This is a genomic window from Hydrogenophaga laconesensis (genome assembly GCF_031457235.1).
Lineage (GTDB): Bacteria > Pseudomonadota > Gammaproteobacteria > Burkholderiales > Burkholderiaceae_C > Hydrogenophaga > Hydrogenophaga laconesensis.
In genome coordinates this window covers 105,735-130,028 of the sequence record NZ_JAVDWE010000012.1, presented here as the reverse complement: position 1 = coordinate 130,028, position 24,294 = coordinate 105,735, and the positions used below count along the sequence as shown (strand labels likewise).

General features: G+C 62.9%; 22 protein-coding genes. 9 read left to right on the top strand and 13 right to left on the bottom strand.

Translation table 11 applies throughout. From position 1 onward, the window contains the following. Window positions 1-145: 145 nt before the first annotated feature. Window positions 146-1,090 (top strand): fatty acid desaturase family protein, encoded by a 945-nt coding sequence (locus J2X09_RS19600; RefSeq protein WP_204734951.1) that lies wholly within the window; start codon window positions 146-148, stop codon window positions 1,088-1,090. Then, window positions 1,066-2,352 carry a hypothetical protein gene (locus J2X09_RS19595; RefSeq protein WP_310309072.1) on the top strand — a complete coding sequence of 429 codons (1,287 nt, stop codon included), beginning with the start codon at window positions 1,066-1,068 and terminating at the stop codon, window positions 2,350-2,352. The genes J2X09_RS19600 and J2X09_RS19595 overlap by 25 nt, the downstream gene beginning before the upstream one ends. On the opposite strand, the gene J2X09_RS19590 is transcribed toward J2X09_RS19595, so the two are convergent. From J2X09_RS19590 to J2X09_RS19560, 7 genes are all read right to left on the bottom strand, one after another. Then, complete coding sequence (locus tag J2X09_RS19590) at window positions 2,278-3,288, bottom strand: HTH-type transcriptional regulator ArgP (RefSeq protein ID WP_204734950.1); 1,011 nt, start codon at window positions 3,286-3,288, stop codon at window positions 2,278-2,280. The genes J2X09_RS19595 and J2X09_RS19590 overlap by 75 nt on opposite strands. A 414-nt stretch (window positions 3,289-3,702) precedes the next feature. Then, window positions 3,703-4,086: a hypothetical protein gene (locus tag J2X09_RS19585; RefSeq protein ID WP_204734949.1), complete on the bottom strand. Its 384-nt coding sequence runs from the start codon at window positions 4,084-4,086 to the stop codon at window positions 3,703-3,705. 24 nt (window positions 4,087-4,110) lie between these two features. Beyond that, window positions 4,111-4,341 (bottom strand): helix-turn-helix transcriptional regulator, encoded by a 231-nt coding sequence (locus J2X09_RS19580; protein ID WP_204734948.1) that lies wholly within the window; start codon window positions 4,339-4,341, stop codon window positions 4,111-4,113. A 130-nt stretch (window positions 4,342-4,471) separates the two neighbouring features. Continuing rightward, window positions 4,472-6,769 carry a PDDEXK family nuclease gene (locus tag J2X09_RS19575; RefSeq protein ID WP_204734947.1) on the bottom strand — a complete coding sequence of 766 codons (2,298 nt, stop codon included), beginning with the start codon at window positions 6,767-6,769 and terminating at the stop codon, window positions 4,472-4,474. Window positions 6,770-6,865: 96 nt separating this feature from the next. Then, entirely contained in the window at window positions 6,866-7,639 is a 774-nt protein-coding gene (locus J2X09_RS19570; RefSeq protein ID WP_310309070.1) for a hypothetical protein, read from the bottom strand. Next, on the bottom strand, window positions 7,633-8,628 hold the full coding sequence (locus J2X09_RS19565) for a helix-turn-helix domain-containing protein (protein ID WP_204734946.1): 996 nt from the start codon (window positions 8,626-8,628) through the stop codon (window positions 7,633-7,635). The genes J2X09_RS19570 and J2X09_RS19565 overlap by 7 nt, the downstream gene beginning before the upstream one ends. 105 nt (window positions 8,629-8,733) lie before the next feature. Then, window positions 8,734-10,182, bottom strand: a complete 1,449-nt coding sequence (locus J2X09_RS19560; RefSeq protein WP_204734945.1) for a tyrosine-type recombinase/integrase — start codon at window positions 10,180-10,182, stop codon at window positions 8,734-8,736. Window positions 10,183-10,542: 360 nt separating this feature from the next. Here J2X09_RS19560 and J2X09_RS19555 point away from each other — a divergent pair, with 360 nt between their 5' ends. Next, the gene (locus tag J2X09_RS19555) at window positions 10,543-11,652 is read left to right on the top strand and encodes an NAD(P)/FAD-dependent oxidoreductase (RefSeq protein WP_204734988.1); all 1,110 of its coding nucleotides are present in this window, start codon (window positions 10,543-10,545) and stop codon (window positions 11,650-11,652) included. Here the strand turns inward: J2X09_RS19555 and J2X09_RS19550 are convergent, their stop codons facing one another. Continuing rightward, complete coding sequence (locus J2X09_RS19550) at window positions 11,653-12,738, bottom strand: quinone-dependent dihydroorotate dehydrogenase (RefSeq protein ID WP_204734944.1); 1,086 nt, start codon at window positions 12,736-12,738, stop codon at window positions 11,653-11,655. Between the two features lie 38 nt (window positions 12,739-12,776). Between J2X09_RS19550 and rpiA the strand changes: the two genes are divergently transcribed. Next, complete coding sequence (rpiA, locus tag J2X09_RS19545; protein WP_204734943.1) at window positions 12,777-13,448, top strand: ribose-5-phosphate isomerase RpiA; 672 nt, start codon at window positions 12,777-12,779, stop codon at window positions 13,446-13,448. 33 nt (window positions 13,449-13,481) lie between these two features. Here the strand turns inward: rpiA and J2X09_RS19540 are convergent, their stop codons facing one another. From J2X09_RS19540 to J2X09_RS19530, 3 genes are all read right to left on the bottom strand, one after another. Next, a complete protein-coding gene (locus tag J2X09_RS19540; RefSeq protein ID WP_204734942.1) occupies window positions 13,482-14,138 on the bottom strand; it encodes a glutaredoxin family protein in 657 nt (218 codons plus the stop codon). Between the two features lie 30 nt (window positions 14,139-14,168). Continuing rightward, entirely contained in the window at window positions 14,169-16,250 is a 2,082-nt protein-coding gene (locus J2X09_RS19535) for a M3 family metallopeptidase (RefSeq protein ID WP_204734941.1), read from the bottom strand. Window positions 16,251-16,322: 72 nt separating this feature from the next. Next, complete coding sequence (locus J2X09_RS19530; RefSeq protein WP_204734940.1) at window positions 16,323-16,799, bottom strand: YhbY family RNA-binding protein; 477 nt, start codon at window positions 16,797-16,799, stop codon at window positions 16,323-16,325. Window positions 16,800-16,843: 44 nt separating this feature from the next. Here J2X09_RS19530 and J2X09_RS19525 point away from each other — a divergent pair, with 44 nt between their 5' ends. The 5 genes from J2X09_RS19525 to J2X09_RS19505 all read left to right on the top strand — a co-directional run bounded on the left by J2X09_RS19525 (window position 16,844) and on the right by J2X09_RS19505 (window position 22,367). Beyond that, complete coding sequence (locus J2X09_RS19525; RefSeq protein ID WP_204734939.1) at window positions 16,844-17,515, top strand: RlmE family RNA methyltransferase; 672 nt, start codon at window positions 16,844-16,846, stop codon at window positions 17,513-17,515. A 143-nt stretch (window positions 17,516-17,658) separates the two neighbouring features. After that, complete coding sequence (gene ftsH, locus J2X09_RS19520; protein WP_204734938.1) at window positions 17,659-19,575, top strand: ATP-dependent zinc metalloprotease FtsH; 1,917 nt, start codon at window positions 17,659-17,661, stop codon at window positions 19,573-19,575. A gap of 65 nt (window positions 19,576-19,640) precedes the next feature. Then, complete coding sequence (folP, locus tag J2X09_RS19515; RefSeq protein ID WP_204734937.1) at window positions 19,641-20,471, top strand: dihydropteroate synthase; 831 nt, start codon at window positions 19,641-19,643, stop codon at window positions 20,469-20,471. A gap of 64 nt (window positions 20,472-20,535) precedes the next feature. Further along, complete coding sequence (gene glmM / locus J2X09_RS19510; RefSeq protein ID WP_204734936.1) at window positions 20,536-21,879, top strand: phosphoglucosamine mutase; 1,344 nt, start codon at window positions 20,536-20,538, stop codon at window positions 21,877-21,879. Next, window positions 21,879-22,367 (top strand): GNAT family N-acetyltransferase, encoded by a 489-nt coding sequence (locus tag J2X09_RS19505; protein WP_204734935.1) that lies wholly within the window; start codon window positions 21,879-21,881, stop codon window positions 22,365-22,367. The genes glmM and J2X09_RS19505 overlap by 1 nt, the downstream gene beginning before the upstream one ends. Window positions 22,368-22,371: 4 nt before the next feature. Here J2X09_RS19505 and J2X09_RS19500 read toward each other — a convergent pair whose 3' ends face one another. Both J2X09_RS19500 and J2X09_RS19495 read right to left on the bottom strand, forming a co-directional pair. After that, window positions 22,372-23,574, bottom strand: coding sequence for an exo-beta-N-acetylmuramidase NamZ family protein (locus J2X09_RS19500; protein WP_204734934.1), 1,203 nt, complete (start codon window positions 23,572-23,574; stop codon window positions 22,372-22,374). 6 nt (window positions 23,575-23,580) lie between these two features. Next, a complete protein-coding gene (locus J2X09_RS19495; RefSeq protein WP_204734933.1) occupies window positions 23,581-24,153 on the bottom strand; it encodes a DOMON-like domain-containing protein in 573 nt (190 codons plus the stop codon). Window positions 24,154-24,294 lie beyond the last annotated feature (141 nt).

Here is a 24,294-nt window from a genome sequence, read left to right as displayed (position 1 = left end):
TTGACGCGCGGCCAAAGTTCCTAAACCCCGGCGTTCAAGCGGGATCTGCTGCTACCGTCTGGCGCAGCCCGGAACAGTCCCCCGCCAACCACTGCTTTGGCCGCCGGGCATCAGACGGCAAAGCACAGTGAGAAGGAGTGTCCACATGGCACCGACTTCCGAAGTCCTCGCGGACATGGCCGATCTTCGCGATCAATTGAGGCAGCAGGGCAGCCCCTACAGCGAACTGTTCAAGCTGCGTCCTGCGCGGGTGCTGCTCGATATTGCGTTCGATTGGGCGCTGATTCTGGGCGCAGTCGCCGCTGTCGTTTGGATCGATGCGGTGCTTGCGCCGTTGTCGGTCTTGGTGATCTCTAATCGGCAAAGGGCACTGGGCAACATCCTGCACGACGCGGGTCACCGGAACATCTGGAGAGAAGAGCGTCGGAACGATCTTGTCGCCCGTGCTCTGGTGGCGCCATTGCTGTTTGCCAGCCTTTCCCGATATCGGGAAACACATTTCCAGCACCATCTGAAGTTGGGCCGTACGCGGGGTGACCCCGACTTGATACCTGGGCAGGAAAATCTTCCATCGCTTTGGGTGGTCAGTTTCGCCAGGTGCTTCCTCTCGTGGCCTACCTGGCTAGGCTCAATGAGCGGTCATCTGTTCGATAAGGAGGTCAGCTTGCGGAGCAAAGCCTTCATCTTGGGATGGTGGGTGGGCCTCGTCGGTGTCCTGGCCCTTTTGGGTGGTGGCGATTTTGCGTTGGCTTTTGTGTTGTTGTGGCTAATTGCGAGGGCGACCTTCTTTCATTGCATCACCACTTTTCGCGAGATGTGCGATCACTTCGGACTGCAGCCGGGTGGGGTGTTTGGCTTCACCCGCGACATGGTCTGTCACGGCCCCTGGCGCTGGACCTTTCATCCGCGCAACAACGGCTACCACCTCACCCACCATCTGTTGCCAGCGGTTCCGTACTACCGACTTCCCGAAGCTCACACTCTGCTGTGTCAGTTGCCCATGTTCGAGGATCGATCACACATCTGCCGCGCCTACTTCCGCACCGCGAATGCGGTGACAAATGAGTGGCAGAGCAGGGCGGCGACGTGATGGATCGCGTCCTGAGCAGCGTCCAGATCGCTGCGTTGTTGGTGTCGGCCAGTTACGGCATCGGCTTCTTGTTCGGCTCTGGGGAACTGGCCCTGACTCACGGGATGGCTGGAAGCATCTACGGCATTGCCACTGGGTTCGGCATGCTCGCACTTGCACTGGTGGCAAAGCCTTTGTGGAAGTCTGGTTTGTCCGTGTGGGACTTGTTTGGGCGTGCCTACGGTACACAACTGCGCGGCTTGGTGGCGGCGCTGTCTCTGGTCTGGATGGCAGGTGTGCTCGCCGCACAGATTCATGGCGGAGTGGCTGTCGCCCGCTTGCTGGGAGTACCCGATCCGCATGGACTGATCGTCGTGCTGGGTCTGATCTACGCTGCAGCACAGATGAGTTTGCGCATCGCGTCGGGCGTCTTTACGGGATGTCTCCTGTTGAGCGGTTTGGTTCTGGTGTACGCGCTCGTAGCTGCTGACGGGCTGGCACTCTACCTGGGGGCAGTACCTAGATTTGTGGAGGATCTGGATACCTTCAGTCCAACACAACTGGGCACCATGTCGCTCGCCGTTTGCCTACTGGTTGTCACAGGGGCCGACTACCACCAGTTCGTGATGTCTGGTCGAACCGCCCGGAACGCCGTGGTCGGGTGCGCCATGGCCGGACTGGCGCTGATTCTCATTGGGTTCTTGCCAGCGGCTGTTGTGATGGCCATGCAGTCAGGCGGTGTGCTGGCGGACATGCCAGATGGCAAGCAAGTCATCCCGTGGGCGTTGTCCCACGCGGTAGGCGGCCTTGCTGGGGGACTGGGAGCCGGCATGTTGGTCGCACTGTCTCTTGCTGCGCTGGGTTCGGGTGCGGCGATTCTGCGGGCCATGGCATCCGCGATGAGTACGACCCCGACGGGCAAGAGCCGACCCAGGCTTGCTTCGGCCGCAGCACTCTTCATCGGCGCTGCACTTGCCTCGCGAGATCAGGGCATCGTAGAAACCATGGTGTCGGTCAACATCATTTACCTGGCCAGCGTCGGTGTTTGCTTTGCTGCGCTGCTGGCAGATATCAGCCTGACGCACCAGCGTGCCAGGGCCACCATGGTCGCGGGGCTTGTCGTGTCTGGATGCGTTTATGCAGCAAGTTGGCTGGGTCTGTTGGCCCCGCAGGCTGACGCTCTCTCGCTGGGCGCCGGACTTGCAGCATCAATGGGTGTTGCAGTCGGCTTTGGCCTTGTCGCAGGCCACCAGCGGGCTGACGTGACGAAGTCTTGTCGCTGAATCGCCCGACCCTGCTACCACCTTCACAGAATCGTCCACTGCGCGCGAAACCAGCTCTCGCTGAGCCACCTTGACGATCAGCGCAGTGATGTCGTGAGCCAAAGGCGGTTCGAGTTCCCAGTGGTGCCAGTAGAGATCGACCATGACCCCGTGGTTGGGGCACAGGTCAATGAGCCGTCCACTGTCGACCAAGGGTTGGGCCTGGGTGGTCGGTATCAGGCCATAGCCAGCACCCATTGCCACACCCTCCAGCAAGGCCACTGGCGAAGGCAGAAAGTGTTTCGCGTACCGGTCAATAGAAAACCCGAATCGGCTTTTCAGGAAGTCGTCATGCAGAGAGTCTTTTCGATTGAAGAGGACGGCTGGAGCAGCGAGAACCGACGGAACTGTCAATCCGTCTGGAAACGCGCTCTGCGCGAATTCAGACGTTGAATAGCAACGGTACTCCATGGCGCCGAGGCATTCGGCGACAAAACCGTCTGCTGCCTTGGGACTGGTCGATATACACCCGATGACTTCGCCGCGCGACAGCAACTGGGAAGTGTGGTCCTGGTCGTCGGCAATCACTTCCAGTGCCACAAGCTGGCTCAGAAGGAGTTCCTTCAACACCTCCGGAAACCATGTGGCCAATGAATCCGCATTGACAGCAATGGACAGTGGTACAGGGGCATGTGATTTGGGTCGAGGCACCAGCTCCTGCAAGGCCGAGCCTTCCAGAATCCGCAACGCCTTCACGTGGCGGAGCAACACCTCTCCTGCTGGGGTGGGTGACACCGGCCGATCCCGAAGCACCAGAACTGTCGACAAGGATTCCTCCAGTGCCTTAATTCGTTGGGAGACGGCACCCCGTGTGATGCTTAATGCAGTCGCCGCCTTTTCAAAGCTCTGCTGCTCAATCACCACAGCAAAAGTTTCCAACTGATCACGATCCAGCATGGGTATCTCCCGATGTCTGGCTGACGCGGTTGCCAACCTGCGCCATTTAATGGGTAAAGCAGAAGTTGTGTCGATGGTTTTCGGGTGTCAATCGCTTCCGATAAGTTACGAGCGGTTTCGAGTATTTGCCGATTCAGGATGGAAAGGTCAATAGGTGGTGCACAAAAATTACACTCGGTTGCCGTGCGGACTGAATCGTTTGGCGCGAAGTGGCACTCTTGAACTACCAGATGAAGGAGGTGCTCCATGTGGCTCTTGGTCGCTCGTGAACCGAGGCAAGATGCCCCCCATTGGCCGGGCAGAACAAGTCTTGCTGCGCTGGACGCGGTTGCGTGGCCTCTGGCCGCCGCTTTCTCGATCCTGCTGTCGAATCAACCGCTTGGAGTCGTTGGCCCTGTGTTGACCGTCGCGGCTTTAGCGCTGTCGGTGGCCCGGCTTCGCCGCGCCATCGCTTTCAACCACCGCTACCACTTCACCACCTGGCGATGGGGTGGGGTAGTTCTCGGGCTGTTGATGATGGGCTTTGCTCTCAGGCTTGCCGCTTGAGGGCTGAGAAAGGCGGGGGGCGCTGATTCCGAAGCGGGCCGGATCATGAAGCCACTCCATCGTGTTGCGCCAGACCTTTCGGCGCCACGGGCGTGGCTGGGCCCAAGGGAAGGCGTATCGGGTTCGAAAGGCACCGGTAGCGTCTTGTCCCAATACGATCATGAGCATGTCCGCGCGCTTGGCGTCTGAATCGTGGATGACCAGATCGCCTGGCTGCCACTGTGTGGTGTTCGGATCGTGAATCAGGCCCATGCCACCCTCCACTCAGCGTTTCACTCAGTGAGCCGCCATCGGACGGGTCTCGCTCCACGCTTCAATGTCGGTGCTCCGCCATGCGACGGCATGGGAAGTCAGACGCACCGGGCTGGGAAACTGTTTGCTTGCGATCAACCTGTAGATGGTCGACCGTCCAAGACCCGTGATCTTCATGACCGCGTGCATTCGCAAGAAGACAAGCGCGGGCTGATCTCGATGGTCGGTCAATGAGCTTGTTTGAAGATGTTGCATGGCGCACCCCTGATAGAAGCGACGCCTTTACTATGGGGCAGAGAATCCGGCGCTGGCCGCTGGATTCAGCCGAAAATCATGCAGCCAAGTGGCTCTCGACGACTGTTCGATGCTGCGTATAAGCAGGTCACTAGCGAGCAAGGAGACCTTGTCCCTTCATCGCCTGGCCATCATTTCCAACCTCATCCCACACGACACCTGCTTCTATGACCTTGACGAAGCGCTCCGCACTGAATCCGTCGGGATACATCGTCGTCCCGCTGTGTGACTCGTCTTGATCACGGGATTCGGTGAGTTCAGGTGATGCAGTCCGAAACTCGGAGAGGTCTTTCAGCAGGTGGCGATCATCGCGAAGGGCGATGAGCATTTCCTCGACCGAAATCTTCAGGAAACCGGAGAAGCGTTGGTGATCGCTTTCGATGGACGTGTCGACGATCCACCCATGGTGATGCGTGATGCTTTGGCCGTCATTCAGACCAATGGCCATGCGGAACTCGGCGGAGCCTTCGACTGCACGCAGCACCGCTGCCATCTTGCGTTGCAACTGCAACCCGGCTTTCCTCAGCGTCGTTGTGGCATGCACCCACGCTTCCCGTTGTGATCGGCGAATGAAGGTCGATTTCACCTCCAGCACAAACAGGTGACCGTCGCGTGTTGCGATCACGTCCACTTCGCCAGGATCGTCGAGTGCCTCTTCTCGCGGGGGCTGCCAGTTGAGTAAGACCCGAAATCCACGGGATTCGAGTGCCTTGGCCAGGCTGGCTTCGATCCGTTGGGTCTCTTCCTGGACATTGCCGCGCCGAGAGCCCAGCCGCCGCAGGTTGTTGATGGCCGCAGTGCTGTTGTTCTGCATGCCGACAATCCAGGGCAACTGGACCAGGGTGGCGCCGAACTTCAGCACAGGGCGTTCAAACAGGTGGGGCTGGAGTCCTGGCTCACTTTTTTGCAGCCGTGTAGCCATGACCGCCATGTCGTAGGTCCAGAAGTCCAGGATCGCAGACGCCATGCGCGGACTTCCCTTGGGCTGGGATTCGTTGACCGTCCAGCCGGTGATGTTGGTGATCTTCGCTTCGCGCCCCGACCAGGTGATGGGCAGACGGTTCTGCATCCCGTTGAGCAAACCCTCCATGGTCATGTGCTGGAGCGCAGAACGCCAGTCGCCCATGGAATCGAGTCGATCAGCAAAGGCCACGAGGAAGTCGCGCTCAAAGTGGGCCGACATCAGGTTGAGCGAAAGCAATGCCTGGAACACGTTGACAGGCTCACCCGTGTCCGATGTCACTTCATCCGCAATACCGTAGACCTCTTGAAGTCGAAGCTTGGCTTGCAGGGCTCTGAGCCAGGCCATCCGGTTGGCATCGGCGTTTTCTGGTCGTCCGATTTCCCATCGACCTGGGTCAGCCGCGACATACTCGACGAACTCGTCTATTGCGCGGTGAAACCAGTAGTCGTGCAAACGCCTGAGCTTGTGGCCGTCGCTCTGCCAGGCGGTCCGAGCTGCTGGATCAACCTCCACGATCTCCAGGCGATCTTCGTGTCGCACAAACCTGATGGAATTGTCGTAGCAGAAGGCATCCGCAGACCGGCTGATGAACTCGTTCAGCTCGATCTGTGCGTCCAGCAGCGTGTGAAATGCATGGAAGGTCTGTACTGCCTCGCTTGCACCATCACGTCCCTCATCAAACAGAATGGGACGGAGATGACGGGCGAGGGACAGGCCTATGCAGGCATCGTTCAGTTTCAATGACGACTTATCTGCCGTTTCCAGCTTCCAGGCCAGTAAATCATTGATGGCATGCCAGGCAAGCTCAGTGCGGCTTTCGTCCCCTTGCGCGGCCTTCATGGCTGCGATGTCTTTGCCCACCAGGCATTCGAAGGCGTAGAGGCTCGCATAGAGCAGGAATTCGAAGGCCGAGAGGTGGGTCAATTGGTCTTTTGCGGTCTGCACAGCCTTCACTCGCAGCCGATGCGCCTGATCAAAGATGTCCAGCACGCGGCACAGCTCACCGACTGCTGGGCAACTCGCTCCCGCCAGCCTGAGTTCCGCTCGCCGGGGAGATCGCTGGTTCAGGACCAGCCCGGAGTACCTGACCGCCCGGATCATGGCATCGGGCGCGATTTGAGCGACCGTGTTGATCAGGCCTTCGACCGAAAGCTGCTCCTGACTGAGGTACCGGGCCAGGGCCAGCACCATGGGATCGGTGGACCAGGCAGTGGTGGGGCAGTCCTTCACCGTGCGACTCAACCAGAACTGGCTGTCGCGCTCCCTTCTGGTGGACTTGCGTTTCCCTTGTATCGCAGGCTTGCCATCCAGATAGGCGTTCGCAGCCTGCTCGATGGCCGCTTCAAGGGGATGGCCGTTTCGCACGGTGCGCGTGGCCAGATCGTCGTAGTAGTTGCGCTGTGTGGTGCTGTTGGACGCTTCCATGTGCCGATCATCCTAGGTCTCGGGCCGGCTTTTGAAGAGGACGCATTGGGCCATGAGTGCAGGGGCGATGCATCTGGCCCGATGTGGTGAGGGCACTTAAACAGGGGCCTGTAGCCCATAGGCCTGCGCAATACGCGCCACCAGTTCGGCCACGCTGATCTTCCCAAGCTGAAGGGCTTGCGGATCGATGGAGGTGTCTGCCGCGACCTCGGCGAGAAATCGGGCGAGGTCCGTACCGATTTTGGGGTCGAGTGGAATGCGGGTGGTGGGCGCCAGGAGTTGCGACAGGCGCAGCACGTCGTTGAGATGCTTTCGGATATCTCTGGCATCGATGGCGGCGCCCTGGTCTTTGCGTGCCTTCAGATCCAGCCATGCGATGGCCTTCAGCGGAATCAGCCGGTCTTCTCCCACCCAGGACAGGCCTCCCATCTCACGTCGGCCAGCGAGGATGAACGCGTAGTAGGTTTCATCCAGCAAGATGGCAGAGAGACTGGACACTGCCTCATCCAGCGGGATCGGGGTGAGTTGACTGCCTTCGGCGGGTGTCAAGCCATCGGGAGCCCTCGCAAACAGCTCGATCATGGCGGGATATCGAACGTCCGTCGGCTTCTGGAAGCGGTAGAACTTCGGTTGTCCGGTGTCGCTGACCTGTTGCAACTGATAGCCCCCAGCATTCACGAACCGCCAGAACGCCTCACCAAAAGCCGGGGTCAGCACCTCCACATGCAGGACGATGTCCAGGTCCTTGGTCGCCCGATAGGTAAGCCCGGCGTCTTCCATCGTCAGGCTCGCAGCGGTTCCACCAATCAGCAGGTACTGATCGGTGTACGCTGCAAACCAGTCACGGAAAAGATCCAGCCCTCTTACCATGGGAGTTGTCCCTTCAGTTCGTCCACGGCCTGCAGGACGCGCTCATCGGTGCTGTCCTGCAGACTGAGGGTCAGCGACAGTGGGTCGACAGTCGCCTGACCTGGAACCAGCGCTGGATCGTAGATCCAGAGCTCAAGCTCTTGTGTGTCATCGGATGGTTCCGGCGCCTCGCGGGCACCGGCTTTCAGGGCCTCCCGCCATTCCGCAACGGTGGTGGCGTACACCGGTTGTCGTGGCTCCGTGAGCATGGAATCACGTGCGAGTGCGCTCAGGCCAGCCAGCCGCCACGCGCGGCCTGCTGGCAGGGTATCGCTCACGGCCCACACCGTTCGTCGCACAGGGCTGCGGAGCAAGGGTCTTGCCATGTCCCAGATGTCCTGTGGTGGCAACTCGCGGTGCAGATACTGCGAACGCCCCACTTTGCGCGTCGTGGCGAGGCCCGCCGCGTTCAGCTCCCTGACCGCCCGGGACAGGGTCATAGGGGTGTAGCCCATGGCCGATGCCAGGCGGGCGGGATGCCAGTCGGTGGCCAGAGGTTCGTTCATCAACGCAGCGATGAGGATCGCCTGTGTCGATGGGCTCAGGGTAGTGCCTGTGGATGGCGCCCGCTGCCTGAAGTGTTCGCGAAGGTCCAGGCCCAGGTCGGGCAAGTAGAGCTGGTTGCCGGGCACGATGAATGGAACCTTCTGCTCGATCAGGCGTTTTCGCTCGTACGACGCCAAGGCATCAGTCACGAACACAACCGGCTGCTCTCCCTGCGCGCGCACTTTGTCCAGCCGGGCACGGATGTCACCCAGCGCCTGTTTCTCGTTGGATGGCGTGATCGCCAGCACGATGGGATGGCCCAGCAGTTCAAGCTCGGCAAACTGGAACGCGTCTTGAAGGAAATACGGCAGCGCGCCGGTTTGCGCCCAGGGCTTTTCCTTGGGCGTGGGAATGCCCAACACCTCGTTGAGGTACTTCCGGGTGGCGGCTGCAAGCGTCAACACTCAGTCTTTCATAACAGAAAAGCGAACAATAACATTAACTATGTTATCGTGCAATAGATTGTTAAGTTGGTCCGGCTTTGGGATTCCGATTAGTCGCGCCGAGGCTCATGCGGACACCGCAGGCGATGGAGCGCTCTGTCCCAGGATGTCATCAATCCGCTGCCCCAACTTCTCCCACGCTGCCTTCTTCTCGTCGGCGAACTCGTGGTGCAGGTAGTGGCGCCGCACCCGGCTGCCGGCCATCACGTGGTTCTGGCAGCGGTCGATGATGTCGGGCAGGACGCCCAGCGCCTGCATCATGGTGGCGCCGGTGCGTCGCATGTCGTGTGGCGTCCACTCGCGGTGGCTGCCGCTCTTGAGGACCAGCGCGTTGTCATTGGCCCGGCGTGACAGGTCCTTGCGGGTCTTGAACTGGATCTGGCGGTCGCCCACCTGTTTGGACACGGTCTTGACATCGACGTGGGTGTCTTGCTTGTGGTTGCGGGCGGGAAAGCAGTAGGGTGATGTTCCGGTCAGCGCCTTGAGCGCCTGGAACTGGCGCAGAGAGAAGTCCGACAGGTAGACCCGGTGCCCCTGCTTCTTCCCCATCGGCCCCTTGACGTTCTCAACCGGAATGGTCCAGTAGCGCTCCATCAGGTCCACATCTTCCCACCGGGTCATCAGCAGCTCGCCGATGCGGCACAGCGTGCCCAGGCAGATCCAGATCGCCAGCTGGGTTTCGCGCTTGAGCGGGCGCGGCACCTCGTACTTGTGGCCGGCCGGGGTCTCCTCGTAGTCGGCTTCCATGCGCTCGAAGATCGACTGCAGTTCCTGCAGCTCCCTGGCCGTCAGCACGCGGTCGCGCTCGTTGACCATGTCGAAGTCCTTGGAGACGATCTTGCGGATTTCGATCAGGTCGGCCGGGTTGCCCTCAATCAGCAGGCCGCGCCAGGGCTGGCGTTTCTCGGCCCAGGCGAACAGCTGCACGAGGTCCTGGTGCACCCGCACGGACATGCGGTTCACGCCACGGGCCACCATGGTCCGCAGGACCTTGCGCAGGTCGTGTTCGGTGATGCTGCGCACGGGTTTGTCGCCCAGCACGGGCAGCACGTCTTTCTCAAAGGAGCGGCGCAGTTCCGCATTGCCATCCTTGCGGGCCACGCCATCGGCCAGCCAGGCGTCGAACATGTCCTTGAAGGGCTTGTTCTGGCTGGCCTCGGCGGCGGCCTGCGCCAGGGTCGCCTCGACCGCGGCCTGGTTCTCGATGCGCTCGGCCTTCTTCTGGTCGTTGGGGTTGACGCCGGAGCGGACCAGATCACGCGCCTCGTCTCGTTGCCGGCGGATCTGTTCCATGGACAGGGCCGGCCAGGTGCCACAGTAGTGCCAGGCCACTTTGCCGTTCCATTTGAAGGCGAACTTGAAGTGGATGGAGATGGTCTGGTCGCCGACAACGCGGACTTCGCCGGTCAGTCCGTCGCCATCGCTCAGCATGTCGCCGCGCCACGCCAGGGGCACGGCCTTGAGCTCCAGAGCCGTCCACTTTTTGCCTTTTCCTGACTTCGGATATCGCGTCATACGGGTCCTGGGGGGTAAACCGGGGGGTAAACCGAAAAAACGCTGTCAGTGTATTTTGTGGGACGACTTGGGATCAAGTATTCTTTGTATCTATATGATTTAAAACAAAAAACGTCGTCCCATAACGTCCCAAGAAATCCCGCAAGATTTCACGTATATTTCGATGGGGTGCAAGGGGTCGCGAGTTCGAATCCCGCCACGCCGACCATTTTTACGAAAGCCTGGAATCGCAAGATTCCGGGCTTTTCTGTTTATGGCTTCCGCCGCCACGGCCAAAAAGCCTCGACAAATCAAGAGGCTTTGGGGCATTCTTCATGCACACGGTGCAGGTAAGCCGACTGCCAAGGAGTCTGAATGAGCATGGTCGAACAGGTCGATGCACTGGTGGTGGGGGCTGGGGTGGTGGGCTTGGCGGTGGCGCGCGCACTGGCTTTGAGGGGGCGCGAGGTCATGGTGCTGGAGCGGGCCGCTGACATCGGCACAGAGACGAGTTCACGCAACAGCGAGGTCGTGCATGCCGGCATCTACTACCCCCCGGGTTCGCTCAAGGCGCAGTTGTGTGTGCAGGGCAAGCAGGCGCTGTACGCCTACTGTGCTGAACGCGGCGTGGCGCACCGCCGTTGCGGCAAGCTCATCGTGGCGAACACGGCCTCTCAGCTCGCGGCATTGCCTTCCATCATCGAGAGGGCCCGTGCCAATGGCGTAGACGATCTGCAGCTGCTCGGTCGCGAGGAGGCACGCGCCCTCGAACCCGACCTCGAATGCCTGGGCGCCGTGCTTTCTCCCTCCACCGGCATCGTGGACAGCCATGGCCTCATGCTGTCGCTGCAGGGCGAGCTTGAACACGCGGGAGGGATGGTGGTGTGCCACGCCGAAGTGGCACGGGCCCAGGTGGTGGAGGGCGGCCTGGAAGTGCACACGCTGGATGGCACGGCCTTGCGAGCGCGCACGTTCGTCAATGCCGCGGGCCTGGGGGCGTGCGATGTGGCGGCATGCATCCAGGGGTTGGCGGCCGAACATGTGCCGAAGGCATGGTTCGCCAAGGGCAGCTATTTCACGCTGTCGGGCCGGCCCCCGTTTTCTCACCTGATCTATCCGGCGCCCGAGCCCGACAGGCACCTCGCGGGGCTGGGCGTTCACCTTACCCTGGACCTGGGTGGACAAGCCAAGTTCGGGCCAGACGTGCAGTGGGTCGACGCCGCTGACGATCTGGAAGTGGACCCCGCACGGGGCGATGGCTTCTACGCCGAGGTGCGCCGCTATTGGCCCGGGCTTCCGGATGGTTCGCTGCAGCCGGGTTACGCCGGCATGCGCCCCAAGATCAACGGACCTCACGAGCCCGCCGCGGACTTCCTGATCCAGGGGGTTGAGGTGCACCGCGTACCGGGTCTGGTGAACCTGTTCGGCATCGAATCGCCAGGCCTCACCAGCAGCCTGGCCATCGCCGACCGGGTGGTGGCGTTGAGCTGATCAGCCCGGAGCGCGCGTCTGGATGGCCCGTGCTGACTCCCAGACCAGCGAGGGCCCCTGGTAGATCAGTCCGGTGTAGATCTGGACGAGGTTCGCCCCCGACTGGATCTTGCTCACCGCGTCGTCGGCGCTCAGAACACCGCCCACACCGATGATGGGAAAGCTCTTGCCCAGACAGGCGCGCAACTGGCGGATCACACGGTTGCTGGCCTGCAGCACTGGCGCTCCCGACAGGCCGCCGGCCTCTTGCGCATGGGGCAGCCCCGCGACCGCCTCGCGGCTGAGGGTGGTGTTGGTGGCGATCACACCGAACGCGCTGGTGGCCAGTCCCTCGCTGTCGGCGCCGTATCGCATGAGCGTGGTGGCGATGATCTCGACCTGCGTTTCGTCCAGATCGGGCGCGATCTTCACGAAAACCGGGATATGCCGACCATGGCGCTGGGCCAGCAACTCGCGCCGCTCAGCCACGGCACCCAGCAAGGCATCCAGCGCTGCGTCGCTTTGCAGACTGCGCAGATTCTGCGTATTGGGGCTGGAGATGTTGACGGTGACGTAATCGGCGTGGGGGTAGACGCCATCCAGACAGGTGAGGTAGTCGTCGATCGCCCGCTCGATCGGTGTGCTGGCATTCTTGCCGATGTTCAAGCCGAGCAGCATGGGGCTGACGCCGGCCTGGTCACGAAAGCGTGCCAGCTTCACATTGGCAATGAAGGCGTCCAGGCCTTCGTTGTTGAAGCCCAGCCGGTTGATCAGGGCATTGGCCTTGGGCAGGCGGAACATGCGGGGCTTGGGGTTGCCCGGCTGGGCTTTCGGCGTGACCGTGCCGACTTCGACGAAACCGAAGCCCATGGCCGCGAGTCCGTCGATGCAACGCGCGTTTTTGTCCAGCCCCGCGGCCAATCCCACACGGTTGGGAAACTGCAGGCCGGCCAGCGTGTAGGGGTCATGGACACGTGGCTCGCTGTACAGGCAGGTGAGGGGTGAGCGCTGCAGCCGGGCAATCGAGCCCAGTGTGAGTTCGTGCGCCGCCTCGGGGTCCATGCTGAACAGGAGGGGGCGGGCGACGGCATACGGGAGGAGCGACATTGGATAATCCGGCTTGTTGTTCCAACCGATTGTCTCAAATGACCCAAGACGAACTCAAAGCCCTGGTCGGCCAGGCTGCCCTGCAATACGTGACACCGGGCGACATCGTCGGCGTCGGAACCGGCTCGACGGTCAACAAGTTCATCGACGCGCTGGCCGGCATCAAGGACCAGATCCCGGGGGCTGTGTCGAGCTCTGAGGCGTCCACCGCGCGCCTGAAGGCCTTGGGCATTCCTGTTTTTGAAGCCAACGCCGTCGGGGAGCTGTCGGTCTACATTGACGGGGCCGACGAGATCGACGCCCTCGGTTACATGGTCAAGGGTGGCGGTGCGGCACTCACGAGAGAGAAGATCGTGGCCGCCCAGTCGCGGCGGTTCGTGTGCATCGCAGACGAATCCAAGCTGGTCAAGGTGCTGGGCAAGTTCCCTCTACCTGTGGAGGTGATTCCGATGGCCACGGCGCGCGTGGTGCGCCAGTTCGCGGGAATGGGCGCCACGGCGCAAGTCCGACTGAAGGATGGTACGCCGCTGGTCACCGACAACGGGCAGCACATCCTGGATGTGACGGGCCTTCAGATGGCCGATCCGCTGGCCTTCGAAAGCCAGGTCAATCAATGGCCCGGCGTCGTGACAGTGGGTGTGTTTGCCCACCAGAAGGCCAACGTGTGCCTGTTGGGAACGTCCGACGGTGTGAAGACGTTGACGTTCTGAGCGCCTGCACCGACCCGGGTTGGCCGGTGCGGCTCAGAAGCGGATGCCTGCCGGGTTCTGCGGAGGAGGCGCGACGGGCACTTCGGCTGGCGCCGCTCGCGAGCCGCCGGATGTTCCAGCGGATGACGGCTGGGCCGTCGCGGGATCGGCCTGCACGGCCACGAGCGGTGTGGCCGCCGGCCGGCGGTAGTTGCTGGGAAGGGCCGACTGCCTGGGGTAACCCGCTGCATCCAGGAACTGGGTCCACTCGCTGTCCGAGTAACCCTTGATGCGCTGGTTGCCGATGGTCAGGAATGGCAGGCTGGTTTCGCCGCTGAGGCGTTTGAGAGCTTCGCCATCCTGGAAGGTATCCACCGTCCTCTCACTGTAAGGAATCCCGCGCGCGTTGAGCAGATTGCGGCCGCTGTTGCAAGGCGCGCACTCGCGGCCGGTGTACAGGGTGACCGGGAAGCGGCTGCTGACCTGGCGCAACTCGAAGGGCAGCTGGCTTCCCGCGCCACTTGATGCGCTGGCTGTCACACTGCCGGATGGGCGCGCTGGCGTGGTGGCTGGCGGCGGCTGGTCGGAAAATGTCACCTTGCCATCCGGTCCGACGATGCGGTAGACGCCCTGTGCGGCCGCGGGGGGGAGCAGCACGCTGGCCAGCAGCGTCAGTGCCGAGAGCCGGAATACGGGGGATCTGACGTTCATACGGCTCCTATCGACACGCCACCGGGAAAATCAAGCCATGCCCTGGTGGCGCAGCAAGGCGTCAATGCTGGGTTCGCGGCCCCGGAAGGCTTTGAAAGACTCCATCGCAGGGCGGCTGCCGCCCGCTTCGAGGATCGCCTGACGATAGCGGCGCCCGGTGGCGACGTCCAGCGTACTGTGGCCGTTTTGCAGCGCAGCCTCCTCGAAGGCGGCGTAGGCGTCGGCCGACAGCACTTCCGCCCACTTGTAGCTGTAGTAGCCGGCCGAGTAGCCGCCCGCAAAGATGTGGCTGAAGGTGTGTGGCGTGCGGCTGTAGGCGGGGGGCTGAAGCACCGCCACCTCGTCGCGCACCTGTTGCTGCAGCACGAGGATGGCCCCGCCATCGATGGGCGGTTCGGACTGGCTGTGCAGCAGCATGTCGAACAGCGAGAACTCGACCTGGCGCAGGGTCTGCAGACCGCTCTGGTAATTCTTGGCGGCCAGCATCTTGTCGAACAGGGCACGGGGCAGCGGTTCACCCGTGTCCACATGGGCCGTCATGTGCTTGAGCACATCCCACTCCCAGCAGAAGTTCTCCATGAACTGGCTGGGCAACTCGACCGCATCCCATTCCACACCGCTGATGCCGGACACGTCCCGCTCGTTCACCTGAGTGAGCATGTGGTGCAGGCCGTGGCCGAACTCGTGGAAGAGGGTGATCACGTCGTCGTGTGTGAGCAGGGCCGGTTTGCCGTTCACGCCTTCGGCGAAGTTGCACACCAGATGCGCCACCGGGGTTTGCAGCTGGTGGGTGTCCGGTCGCAGCCAGCGCGCCCGCACGTCGTCCATCCAGGCGCCACCGCGCTTGCCGGTGCGGGCCGCCGGGTCCAGATAGAACTGGCCCACGAGCTCCGTGCCTTGACTGCCCTTTCGTTCGATCCGGTAGAACTCGACGCCGGGGTTCCACACGGGAGCCTGGTCGCGGCGGATCGCAACCTCGAAGAGGGTTTCGACGATCTGGAACAGCCCCGCCAAGACCTTGGGAGCCGTGAAATAGGGTTTGACTTCCTGCTCGCTGAAGGCGTAACGCGCCTCCTTCAGCTTCTCGCCGATGTACGGCCAGTCCCAGGCCTGCGGGTCGTCCAGGCCCAGCTCGCCAGCCGCGAATTCACGCAGATCGGCGAGGTCTTTCTCGGCGTAGGGGCGTGCCTTGGTCGCCAGATCGCGGAGAAAGGCGATGACCTGTTCCGGCGATTCCGCCATCTTGGGCACGAGCGAAACGTCGGCATAGTGCCGATACCCCAGCAGGCGGGCCTCTTCATGCCGGAGGGCGAGCAGCTCGCTCATGATGGCGGTGTTGTCGAACTTCCGGGCATCGGCGGGCGCCTGATCGCTCGCGCGGGTGGCATAGGCCCGGTAAAGCTTTTCCCGAAGTGCGCTGCTGTGTGCAAACTGCATCACAGGCAGGTAGCAGGGCATCTTCAACGTGAGCTTGTGCCCGGTCTTGCCTGCGGCGCTGGCGGCGGCCGCGGTGGCCTGGAGCACGTCATCAGGCACGCCGGCCATTTCGTCGGTCGTGGCGTACAAGGAGAAGGCGTCCGTGGCGTCCAGCGCGTTCTCACTGAATTTCTGGCCCAGTTCCGCCTGCCGCTCCTGCAGCCATGCGAAACGCGTCTTGGCTTCACCTTGCAGCGCTGCGCCGCCCAGCACAAAGCCCCGCATCGCATTGTGGTGCGCGCGGGCCTGCTCGGCGTTGAGGGTGGTGGGGTCCATCGCCTTGTACTTTGCATACAGGCGTTCATCGGCGCCAAGCCGCGTCCAGAACTCGGTGACCTTGGGCAAGGCCTCGTTGTAGGCGGCGCGCAACTCGGGGGTATCGGCCACGCTGTTGAGGTGACTCACGGCTCCCCAGGCCCGGGACAGGCGTTCGGCGGGGACGTCCAGCGTCAGCGAGATGCGGGACCAGTCGTTGGGAAAATCGGCCGATGTGACCGTTTCGAGCGCCTGGCTGGCATCGTGCAAAAGGCTGTCGATCGCCGGGCCCACCGCCGCCGGCGTGATGGCATCGAACAGCGGCAGGTCACCGAAGTCGAGCAGGGGATTCAGGGTGGACGGGGCGGTTCGATCGTTCATGCGTTCTCAGATGTGTCGTTGTGAGTGAAGTTCAAGACGGTGCACGCCACAAAGAGGACGGATGGCCCGCGCCTATTGCGACTGTGCGCTCTTCTTCACGCTCTTTTTCATGACCTTGGCGCGCTTGATCTGGCCGCCAGGGGTCAGGCGCTGGTTGCCCAGTACCCGCACGACCTTGACCTCGGGACGCTGTCCTCCACGCTTGCTGAACTTCAGCACCTTGACGTCGCGCGGGCCGGGCTTGCGGTCTTCGTCGGTCACTTTTTCCTTTTCAGGAATCGGGCGCCAGAGCACAAGCAGTTTCCCGATGTGCTGGATCGGCGCGGCGTTCAGCTCGTCGGCCAGTGTCTGCAACATGGCCTCTCGCGCCACGCGGTCGTCGTTGAGAACCCGGATCTTGATCAGGCCATGGGCCTTGAGCGCGGCGTCGGCTTCCTTTTTCACCGAGGCGCTCAGGCCATCTCCGCCGATGTGGACGACAGGGTCGAGGTGGTGGGCCTCGGCTCGATGGACTTTGCGCTGGGCAGGGGTGAGTGTGATCTGGGGCATGGGACAATTATCGTTTACACAGACCCCAGGCGTTCTCCATGGGCATGAAAGTCAAAACCCAGAGCAAGAAGGTCAACAAGGCCTGGCTCAACCAGCACGTCAACGATCCGTACGTGCGCCTGGCGCAGAAGGATGGCTACCGCGCGCGTGCTGCCTACAAGCTTCAGGAAATCGACGAACTGCTGGGTCTGGTGCATCCGGGCCAGGTCGTGGTCGACCTGGGCTCTACGCCCGGCGCCTGGAGCCAGTACCTGCGCCGGCGCCTCAGCCCGAACGGGGCGGCAGCAGGCGAGTTGCGCGGCACCATCATCGCCCTCGATCTGCTGCCCATGGAGACCGTCGAAGGTGTGCACTTCATCCAGGGCGATTTCCGCGAGGCCGGGGTGCTTGCCGAGCTCGAGCAGGCCTTGGTGGACAAGGGCGTGCAACAGGTCGACCTGGTGGTGTCCGACATGGCGCCCAACCTGTCGGGCATCGGTGCCACCGATGCCGCGCGCATCACCGACCTGATCGAACTGGCGGTGGATTTTGCCGTTCATCACCTCAAACCCGACGGTGCGCTGGTCGTCAAGCTGTTCCACGGGGGCGCCTACGACCCCATGGTGGCGCTGTTCCGGCGGACCTTCCGCACCGTCAAACCGGTTAAGCCCAAGGCATCTCGTGACAAATCCTCGGAAACCTTCTTGGTGGGGCTGGGTCTGAAAAAAGCCGTTTGAAGGCGAAATTCGCCACGGTCATAGGGAAATCCCAACCCTTCGATTGACATTGCCCTGTCATGCCTCAAAGGCATGCGGGCTTGAAAGTCCTAGAATGGGAAACATATGAGCTTGTCAGTCACTATCGTCTCCAGGAGCTGCACTTGAACAACCAGTGGTTCTCGAAAATCGCCGTGTGGATGGTTATCGCCATGGTGCTTTTCACCGTTTTCAAGCAGTTCGACAGCCGCTCGACAGCCGGCTCGGGCTACATGGGGTATTCGGAGTTTCTTGATGCGGTGAGAACCCATCAGATCAAGAGCGCCACCATCCAGGAGGGCCAGGGGGGCACCGAAATCGTGGCCGTCACTCAGGATGATCGTCGCGTGCGCACCACAGCCACCTACCTGGACCGTGGCCTGGTTGGCGACCTGATCAACAACAACGTCAAGTTCGACGTGCGTCCGCGCGAGGAAAGCTCGCTGCTCATGACCTTGCTGGTCAGCTGGGGCCCCATGCTGTTGCTGATCGGGGTCTGGATCTACTTCATGCGGCAGATGCAGGGGGGTGGCAAGGGTGGTGCCTTCAGCTTCGGCAAGAGCAAGGCTCGCATGCTCGACGAGAACAACAACACCGTGACCTTCGCCGACGTCGCCGGATGCGACGAGGCCAAGGAAGAGGTCAAGGAGGTTGTTGACTTTCTGAAGGATCCCGCCAAGTTCCAGAAACTGGGTGGGCGCATTCCCCGTGGCCTGCTGCTGGTCGGTCCTCCTGGCACCGGCAAGACCTTGCTGGCCAAGGGTATTGCCGGCGAAGCCAAGGTGCCTTTCTTCAGCATTTCCGGTTCCGACTTCGTGGAAATGTTCGTCGGCGTTGGCGCGGCCCGCGTGCGCGACATGTTCGAGAACGCCAAGAAGAACGCACCCTGCATCATCTTCATCGATGAAATCGACGCCGTGGGCCGCCAGCGTGGCGCGGGCCTGGGTGGCGGCAACGACGAACGCGAGCAGACCCTCAACCAGATGCTGGTCGAGATGGATGGTTTCGAGACCAACCTGGGTGTGATCGTGGTCGCGGCCACCAACCGCCCTGACATCCTGGATGCCGCGTTGCTGCGCCCAGGCCGTTTCGACCGTCAGGTCTACGTGACGCTGCCCGATATCCGTGGCCGCGAGCAGATCCTGAATGTGCACATGCGCAAGGTGCCGCTGGGTACGGACGTGAATGCCAGCGTGATCGCACGCGGTACGCCGGGCATGAGTGGCGCCGACCTGGCCAACCTCTGCAACGAGGCCGCCCTGATGGCCGCCCGCCGCAACGCCCGTGTAGTGGAGATGCAGGACTTCGAGAAGGCCAAGGACAAGATCTTCATGGGGCCGGAGCGCAAGAGCATGGTCATGCCCGAGGAAGAGCGCCGCAACACGGCCTACCACGAGTCTGGCCACGCACTCATCGGCAAGCTGCTGCCCAAGTGCGACCCGGTGCACAAGGTCACCATCATCCCTCGCGGTCGTGCCCTGGGCGTGACCATGAGCCTGCCGTCGCAGGATCGTTACAGCTATGACAAGGACTACATGCTGAACCAGATCAGCATGCTGTTCGGTGGACGCATCGCTGAAGAGGTGTTCATGAACCAGATGACCACCGGTGCCTCGAATGACTTCGAGCGTGCGACCACCATCGCCCGCGACATGGTGATGCGCTACGGCATGACCGACGCGCTCGGGCCGATGGTCTACGCCGAGAACGAGGGTGAGGTGTTCCTGGGTCGTTCGGTGACCAAGACCACCAACATGAGCGAGTCCACGATGCAGAAAGTGGACGCCGAGGTGCGCCGTATCATCGATGCCCAGTACAAGCTGGCCCGCGATCTGATCGAGCTGCACAGCGACAAGATGCACGCCATGGCCACGGCGCTGATGGAGTGGGAAACCATCGATGCCGACCAGATCGACGACATCATGGCGGGCAAGCCGCCACGGCCACCCAAGGACTGGACGCCGCGCAACCCGCCCGTGGGCGGTGGTGGCGGCGGTGGAACGCCTGCGGTGAGCACCGATCCGACACCTTCGGCTGCCTGACTCGGCAAGGCACTCCATGCACACGGGGCTTCGGCCCCGTTGTCGTTTCCACCGTTTCTCGTCCCATGCATTGGCAGACCACCCGTTTCGATATCGACCTGTCACGCCCCCGTGTCATGGGCATCGTCAACGTCACGCCGGATTCGTTTTCCGATGGGGGCCTGCACGCCGACACGGCTGCGGCCTTGCGGCATTGCGAGTTGCTGTTGAGGGAAGGTGCCGACATCCTGGACATTGGTGGCGAGTCGACCCGACCCGGCAGCCCTGCCGTGCCGCTGGAGGAAGAACTGGCGCGCGTGATGCCCGTGGTGCAGGCTGCCATCTCGCTGCAGGTGCCGCTGTCGGTGGACACGTACAAGCCCGAGGTGATGCAGGCAGTGCTCGACGCGGGGGCCGACATCGTCAATGACATCTGGGCCTTGCGGCGACCAGGTGCACTGGAGACGGTGGCTGCTCATCCGCGCTGCGGGGTGTGCCTGATGCACATGCATCGGGATCCCCAGACGATGCAGGTGGCTCCCATGGACGGCGACGTGCTGCCGACTGTAGGGGCGTTCCTGGCGGAGCGCGCGAGCGCTCTCACCAGCCGGGGCGTGGTCCCCGAACGCATCGTGCTGGATCCCGGCGTTGGCTTTGGCAAGACCGTGCCTCAGAACCTGAGCTTGCTGGCTCGCCAGGCCGAGTTGCTGGGCCTGGGTTTCGGCTTGCTGGCCGGGTGGTCGCGCAAATCCACGCTGGGCGTGGTGACGGGGCACGACAAGCCCGCCGACCGTGCGGCGGCCAGTGTGGCAGCTGCCCTGTTGGCGGTGGAGCGGGGCGCGCGCGTGGTGCGTGTGCACGACGTGCGCGATACCGTGGATGCGCTGAAGGTCTGGCAGGCCCTGCAAGCCGGTTGAGGGACGGGCCGCCCGCGATAATGCGGGAGGCCGAACAAGGCACATAGCAAGAGAGGAAAAGACAATGGCGCGCAAGTACTTTGGCACCGATGGCATTCGGGGCACCGTGGGCCAGGCCCCGATCACGCCGGATTTCGTGTTGCGCCTGGCGCACGCCGTGGGCCGCGTCCTGCGGCGCACCGAGGCGCATCCCACCGTGCTGATCGGCAAGGACACCCGCATCTCAGGCTACATGCTGGAGTCGGCCCTCGAGTCCGGTTTCAATTCCGCAGGTGTCGATGTGGTGCTGTTGGGCCCCGTGCCGACACCTGCGGTGGCTTATCTCACACGGGCGCAACGTGCCAGCCTGGGCGTAGTCATCTCCGCGAGCCACAACCCGTTTGCGGACAACGGCATCAAATTCTTCAGCGCCCTGGGCGCGAAACTGCCAGACGAGTGGGAACTTGCCGTCGAGGCGGCACTGGAAGAGCCGCCGGTGTGGGTCGAATCGGCCCTGCTGGGCAAGTCGCGCCGGCTTGATGACGCAGCCGGGCGTTACATCGAGTTCTGCAAGAGCAGCTGCACCCACCTTCTCTCGCTGAAGGGACTGAAGATCGTGGTCGACGGCGCCAACGGGGCGGCGTACCACATCGCACCCGCCGTGTTCCACGAGCTGGGGGCCGAGGTCATCAAGATCGGTTGCTCGCCCGATGGCCTGAACATCAATCACAACGTGGGCGCCACGCATCCGCAGGCCTTGCTCGACATGGTGAAGGCGCAGTGTGCTCACTACGGCATTGCCCTGGATGGCGATGCCGACCGCCTGCAGATGGTCGACGCCCAGGGGCGGCTGTACAACGGTGACGAGTTGCTCTATCTCATCGTGGCCGACCGCGTCGCGCGCGACGAACCGGTGCCAGGAGTTGTGGGAACGCTCATGACGAACATGGCGGTCGAGGTCGCGCTCAAGGCCCGGGGTGTGAAGTTTGTGCGCGCGAAGGTGGGTGACCGTTATGTGCTAGAAGAACTGGAGCGTCACGGCTGGAAGCTCGGTGGCGAGGGTTCTGGCCATCTGCTGGTTCTGGACCGTCACACCACGGGCGACGGGCTGGTGTCGGCGCTGCAGGTGTTGCATGCCTGCATCGACAGTGGCAAAACCATGGCTCAGTTGCTGGCCGACGTCACCCTGTTCCCGCAGACGCTGATCAATGTGCGCCTGCAACCTGGGCAGGACTGGAAGGCCAACACCTTGCTGGCAGATGAAACGCGGGCGGTCGAGGCCGAACTGGGCGATGCCGGCCGGGTGCTGATCCGCGCCAGCGGCACGGAGCCCCTGCTGCGTGTGATGGTGGAGGCGCGCGACGCCCAGCAATCCCGGGCGTGTGCTGAGCGCCTGGCGGCCGCCGTGCAGGCCCAGGTGGTGGCCTGATGGCGGGTGCGGTTACCGTAGGGCGGGCGAACTATGCCGACCCGCGCCATGCCGCGGCGATGGTCATGCTGCTCGACGCCTACGCACGCGATCCCGCGGGCGGTGGTGAAGCGCTGTCGGCTTTTGCCAGAGAGAACCTCGTGGCCAGCCTCGCGGCGCGTCCCCAGGCGTACAGCGTGCTGGCTTTCGACGGCGATCAGGCGGTGGGCCTGGTGAACTGCATCGAGGGCTTTTCCACTTTTGCGTGCCGCCCACTGGTGAACGTGCATGACGTGGCGGTGCTTGCCAGTCACCGTGGCCGTGGCATTGCTGAGCAGATGCTGGCCGAGGCCGAGTCCATCGCCCGCGAGCGTGGCGCGGTCAAGCTCACACTGGAGGTGCTCTCCGGCAACCAGCCGGCCATGCGGCTTTACGAGCGCATGGGTTTTGCCGGCTACCAGCTCGACCCGGCCATGGGCACCGCCCGCTTCCTGCAGAAGTGGCTTTGAAGGCTCAGTAGAGCAGAAAGGGTCGTCTCGCTTCCGCCCAGGCGGCCTCGTCGGCCGCCGAGGCAGCCTCCAGCACATCGGGCGCGGCCGAGACGTCGTCCACCCATTCGCGCAGGAGCGGTCCGCCGTTGATGAGGTCGATGGCGAGCCGGTTGTGTTCGTACTCGTAGGCGAAGTCCCGCCACAGGGGGTAGTCGGGCGCCTGCAGCCGCAGTGCCCGGAACGCCAGGGCCTGCAGCCGCCAGGGCTTGAAGGCGGCGTGGCCATAGTGCGTCGGGTCTTCCACGTGGATCTGCACCCCGGCACAGAGCTGCCCCACATGTTTGTGGAAGGTGGGCTCGAAAAAGCACTCGCGCAGCACACAACCTTGCAACCATTTCGGGGCGAGTTGGCGCATGTCGGCGATGAGGCGCCGGGTGTCGATGCCAGGCGCGCCGAACAGTTCGAGTGGCCGCGTCGTGCCGCGCCCCTCGCTGAGGGTGGTGCCTTCGAGCATCACGGTTCCTGCATAGGCGCGCGCCATGGAGAGGTTGGCCGCGTTCGGGCTCGGGTTCACCCACGTGCGGCCTTCCGGCCAGCCAAAACCGGGTGCAGCGTCCGGTTGCCAACCTTCCATGGCGATCACGCGGTACTCGAGTTGCAGGCCGAGGGTGTCGATGAACCAGTGGCCCAGTTCGCCCATGGTCATGCCGTGGCGCATGGGCATGGGCCCCGCACCCACGAAACTTTCCCAGCCTTCGCGCAAGGTGAGGCCTTCGACGGGACGCCCCGCCGGGTTGGGGCGGTCCAGCACCCAGACCGCCTTGCCGTGCCGTGCGGCCGCCTCGAGCACATAGCGCAGGGTGGTGATGAAGGTATAGATGCGACAGCCCAGGTCCTGCAGATCGACCAGCAGCACATCGAAGCTGTCCATCATGGCGTCGGTCGGGCGGCGGACCGTGCCATAGAGGCTGAACACGGGGATGCCCAGCCTGGGGTCGTTGAAGTCGGGCGACTCGACCATGTTGTCCTGCTTGTCGCCCCGCAGGCCGTGTTGAGGGCCGAAAGCGGCGGTCAGGCGCAGGTCGGGCAGGGCAGCCAGGGCGTCCATGGAATGGATCAGTTCGCGTGTGACCGAAGCCGGGTGGGCCAACAGGGCCACGCGCCGGCCATTCAGGGGCTTGCGCAGTGCCGCGTCCTGCAGGAAGCGTTCAATACCGAATTGCATGGGGTGTCAGGTGAGGGGTGCGGCAAGGCGCAGCGTGCGGCCGTCGCTGTGGTGGAAGTCGGGTTGGTCGTATGGATGGTGCAAGGCCCAGTAGCTCAGGCGGCCATCTTTTTCTTCGATCACGGCGCTGAGTCCCAGAGCGAGCATGGCGGGGCTGCGCGGCAAGGCGGTCGCTGGCACGCGAACGGTGAGGGTGAAGGTGCGCGGCGTGGTGTGTGCCAGCAAGGGCGCCAGCAGCACACGCTCCCGCTCTTCCGATGCGGTGTCGCGCTCGCGCGCGGATGAAAAGCGGTAGGCGGCCCACTCGCTCGACGGTGAGAAGTTGAACTCGCGGTAGGCGGCTTCGCCCTGGGCGGCCACGAAAACCTCAAAGCAGGTGTGCTTCCACAGCCCATCCGTGGGCACAGGCGCCGCCGGCCTGGGGATGCGCAGGGCTGCCGTGTCTCCACGCAGCGTGTAGCGCAAGCGCAGCGCGTCTGCCTGCGACCGGATCTCCACCGAGAGGGACAAGGGCACGCCGGCTGGCATGGCGGGGTGGCAGCGCAACTGGGCGCGGAGGGGGGCTGGGCTGGGTGTCACAGCTTCGTATTCTGGCAGGCCCTTCAGAAGGCGGTTTTTGTCACCAAAACTTCATGGGATTGCCATCCACAGGACACCTGCAGTTCGCACACTGCCTGTTCATGACCACAGCTTCACTCAACTCCGCGCCCGTGCCGGGTG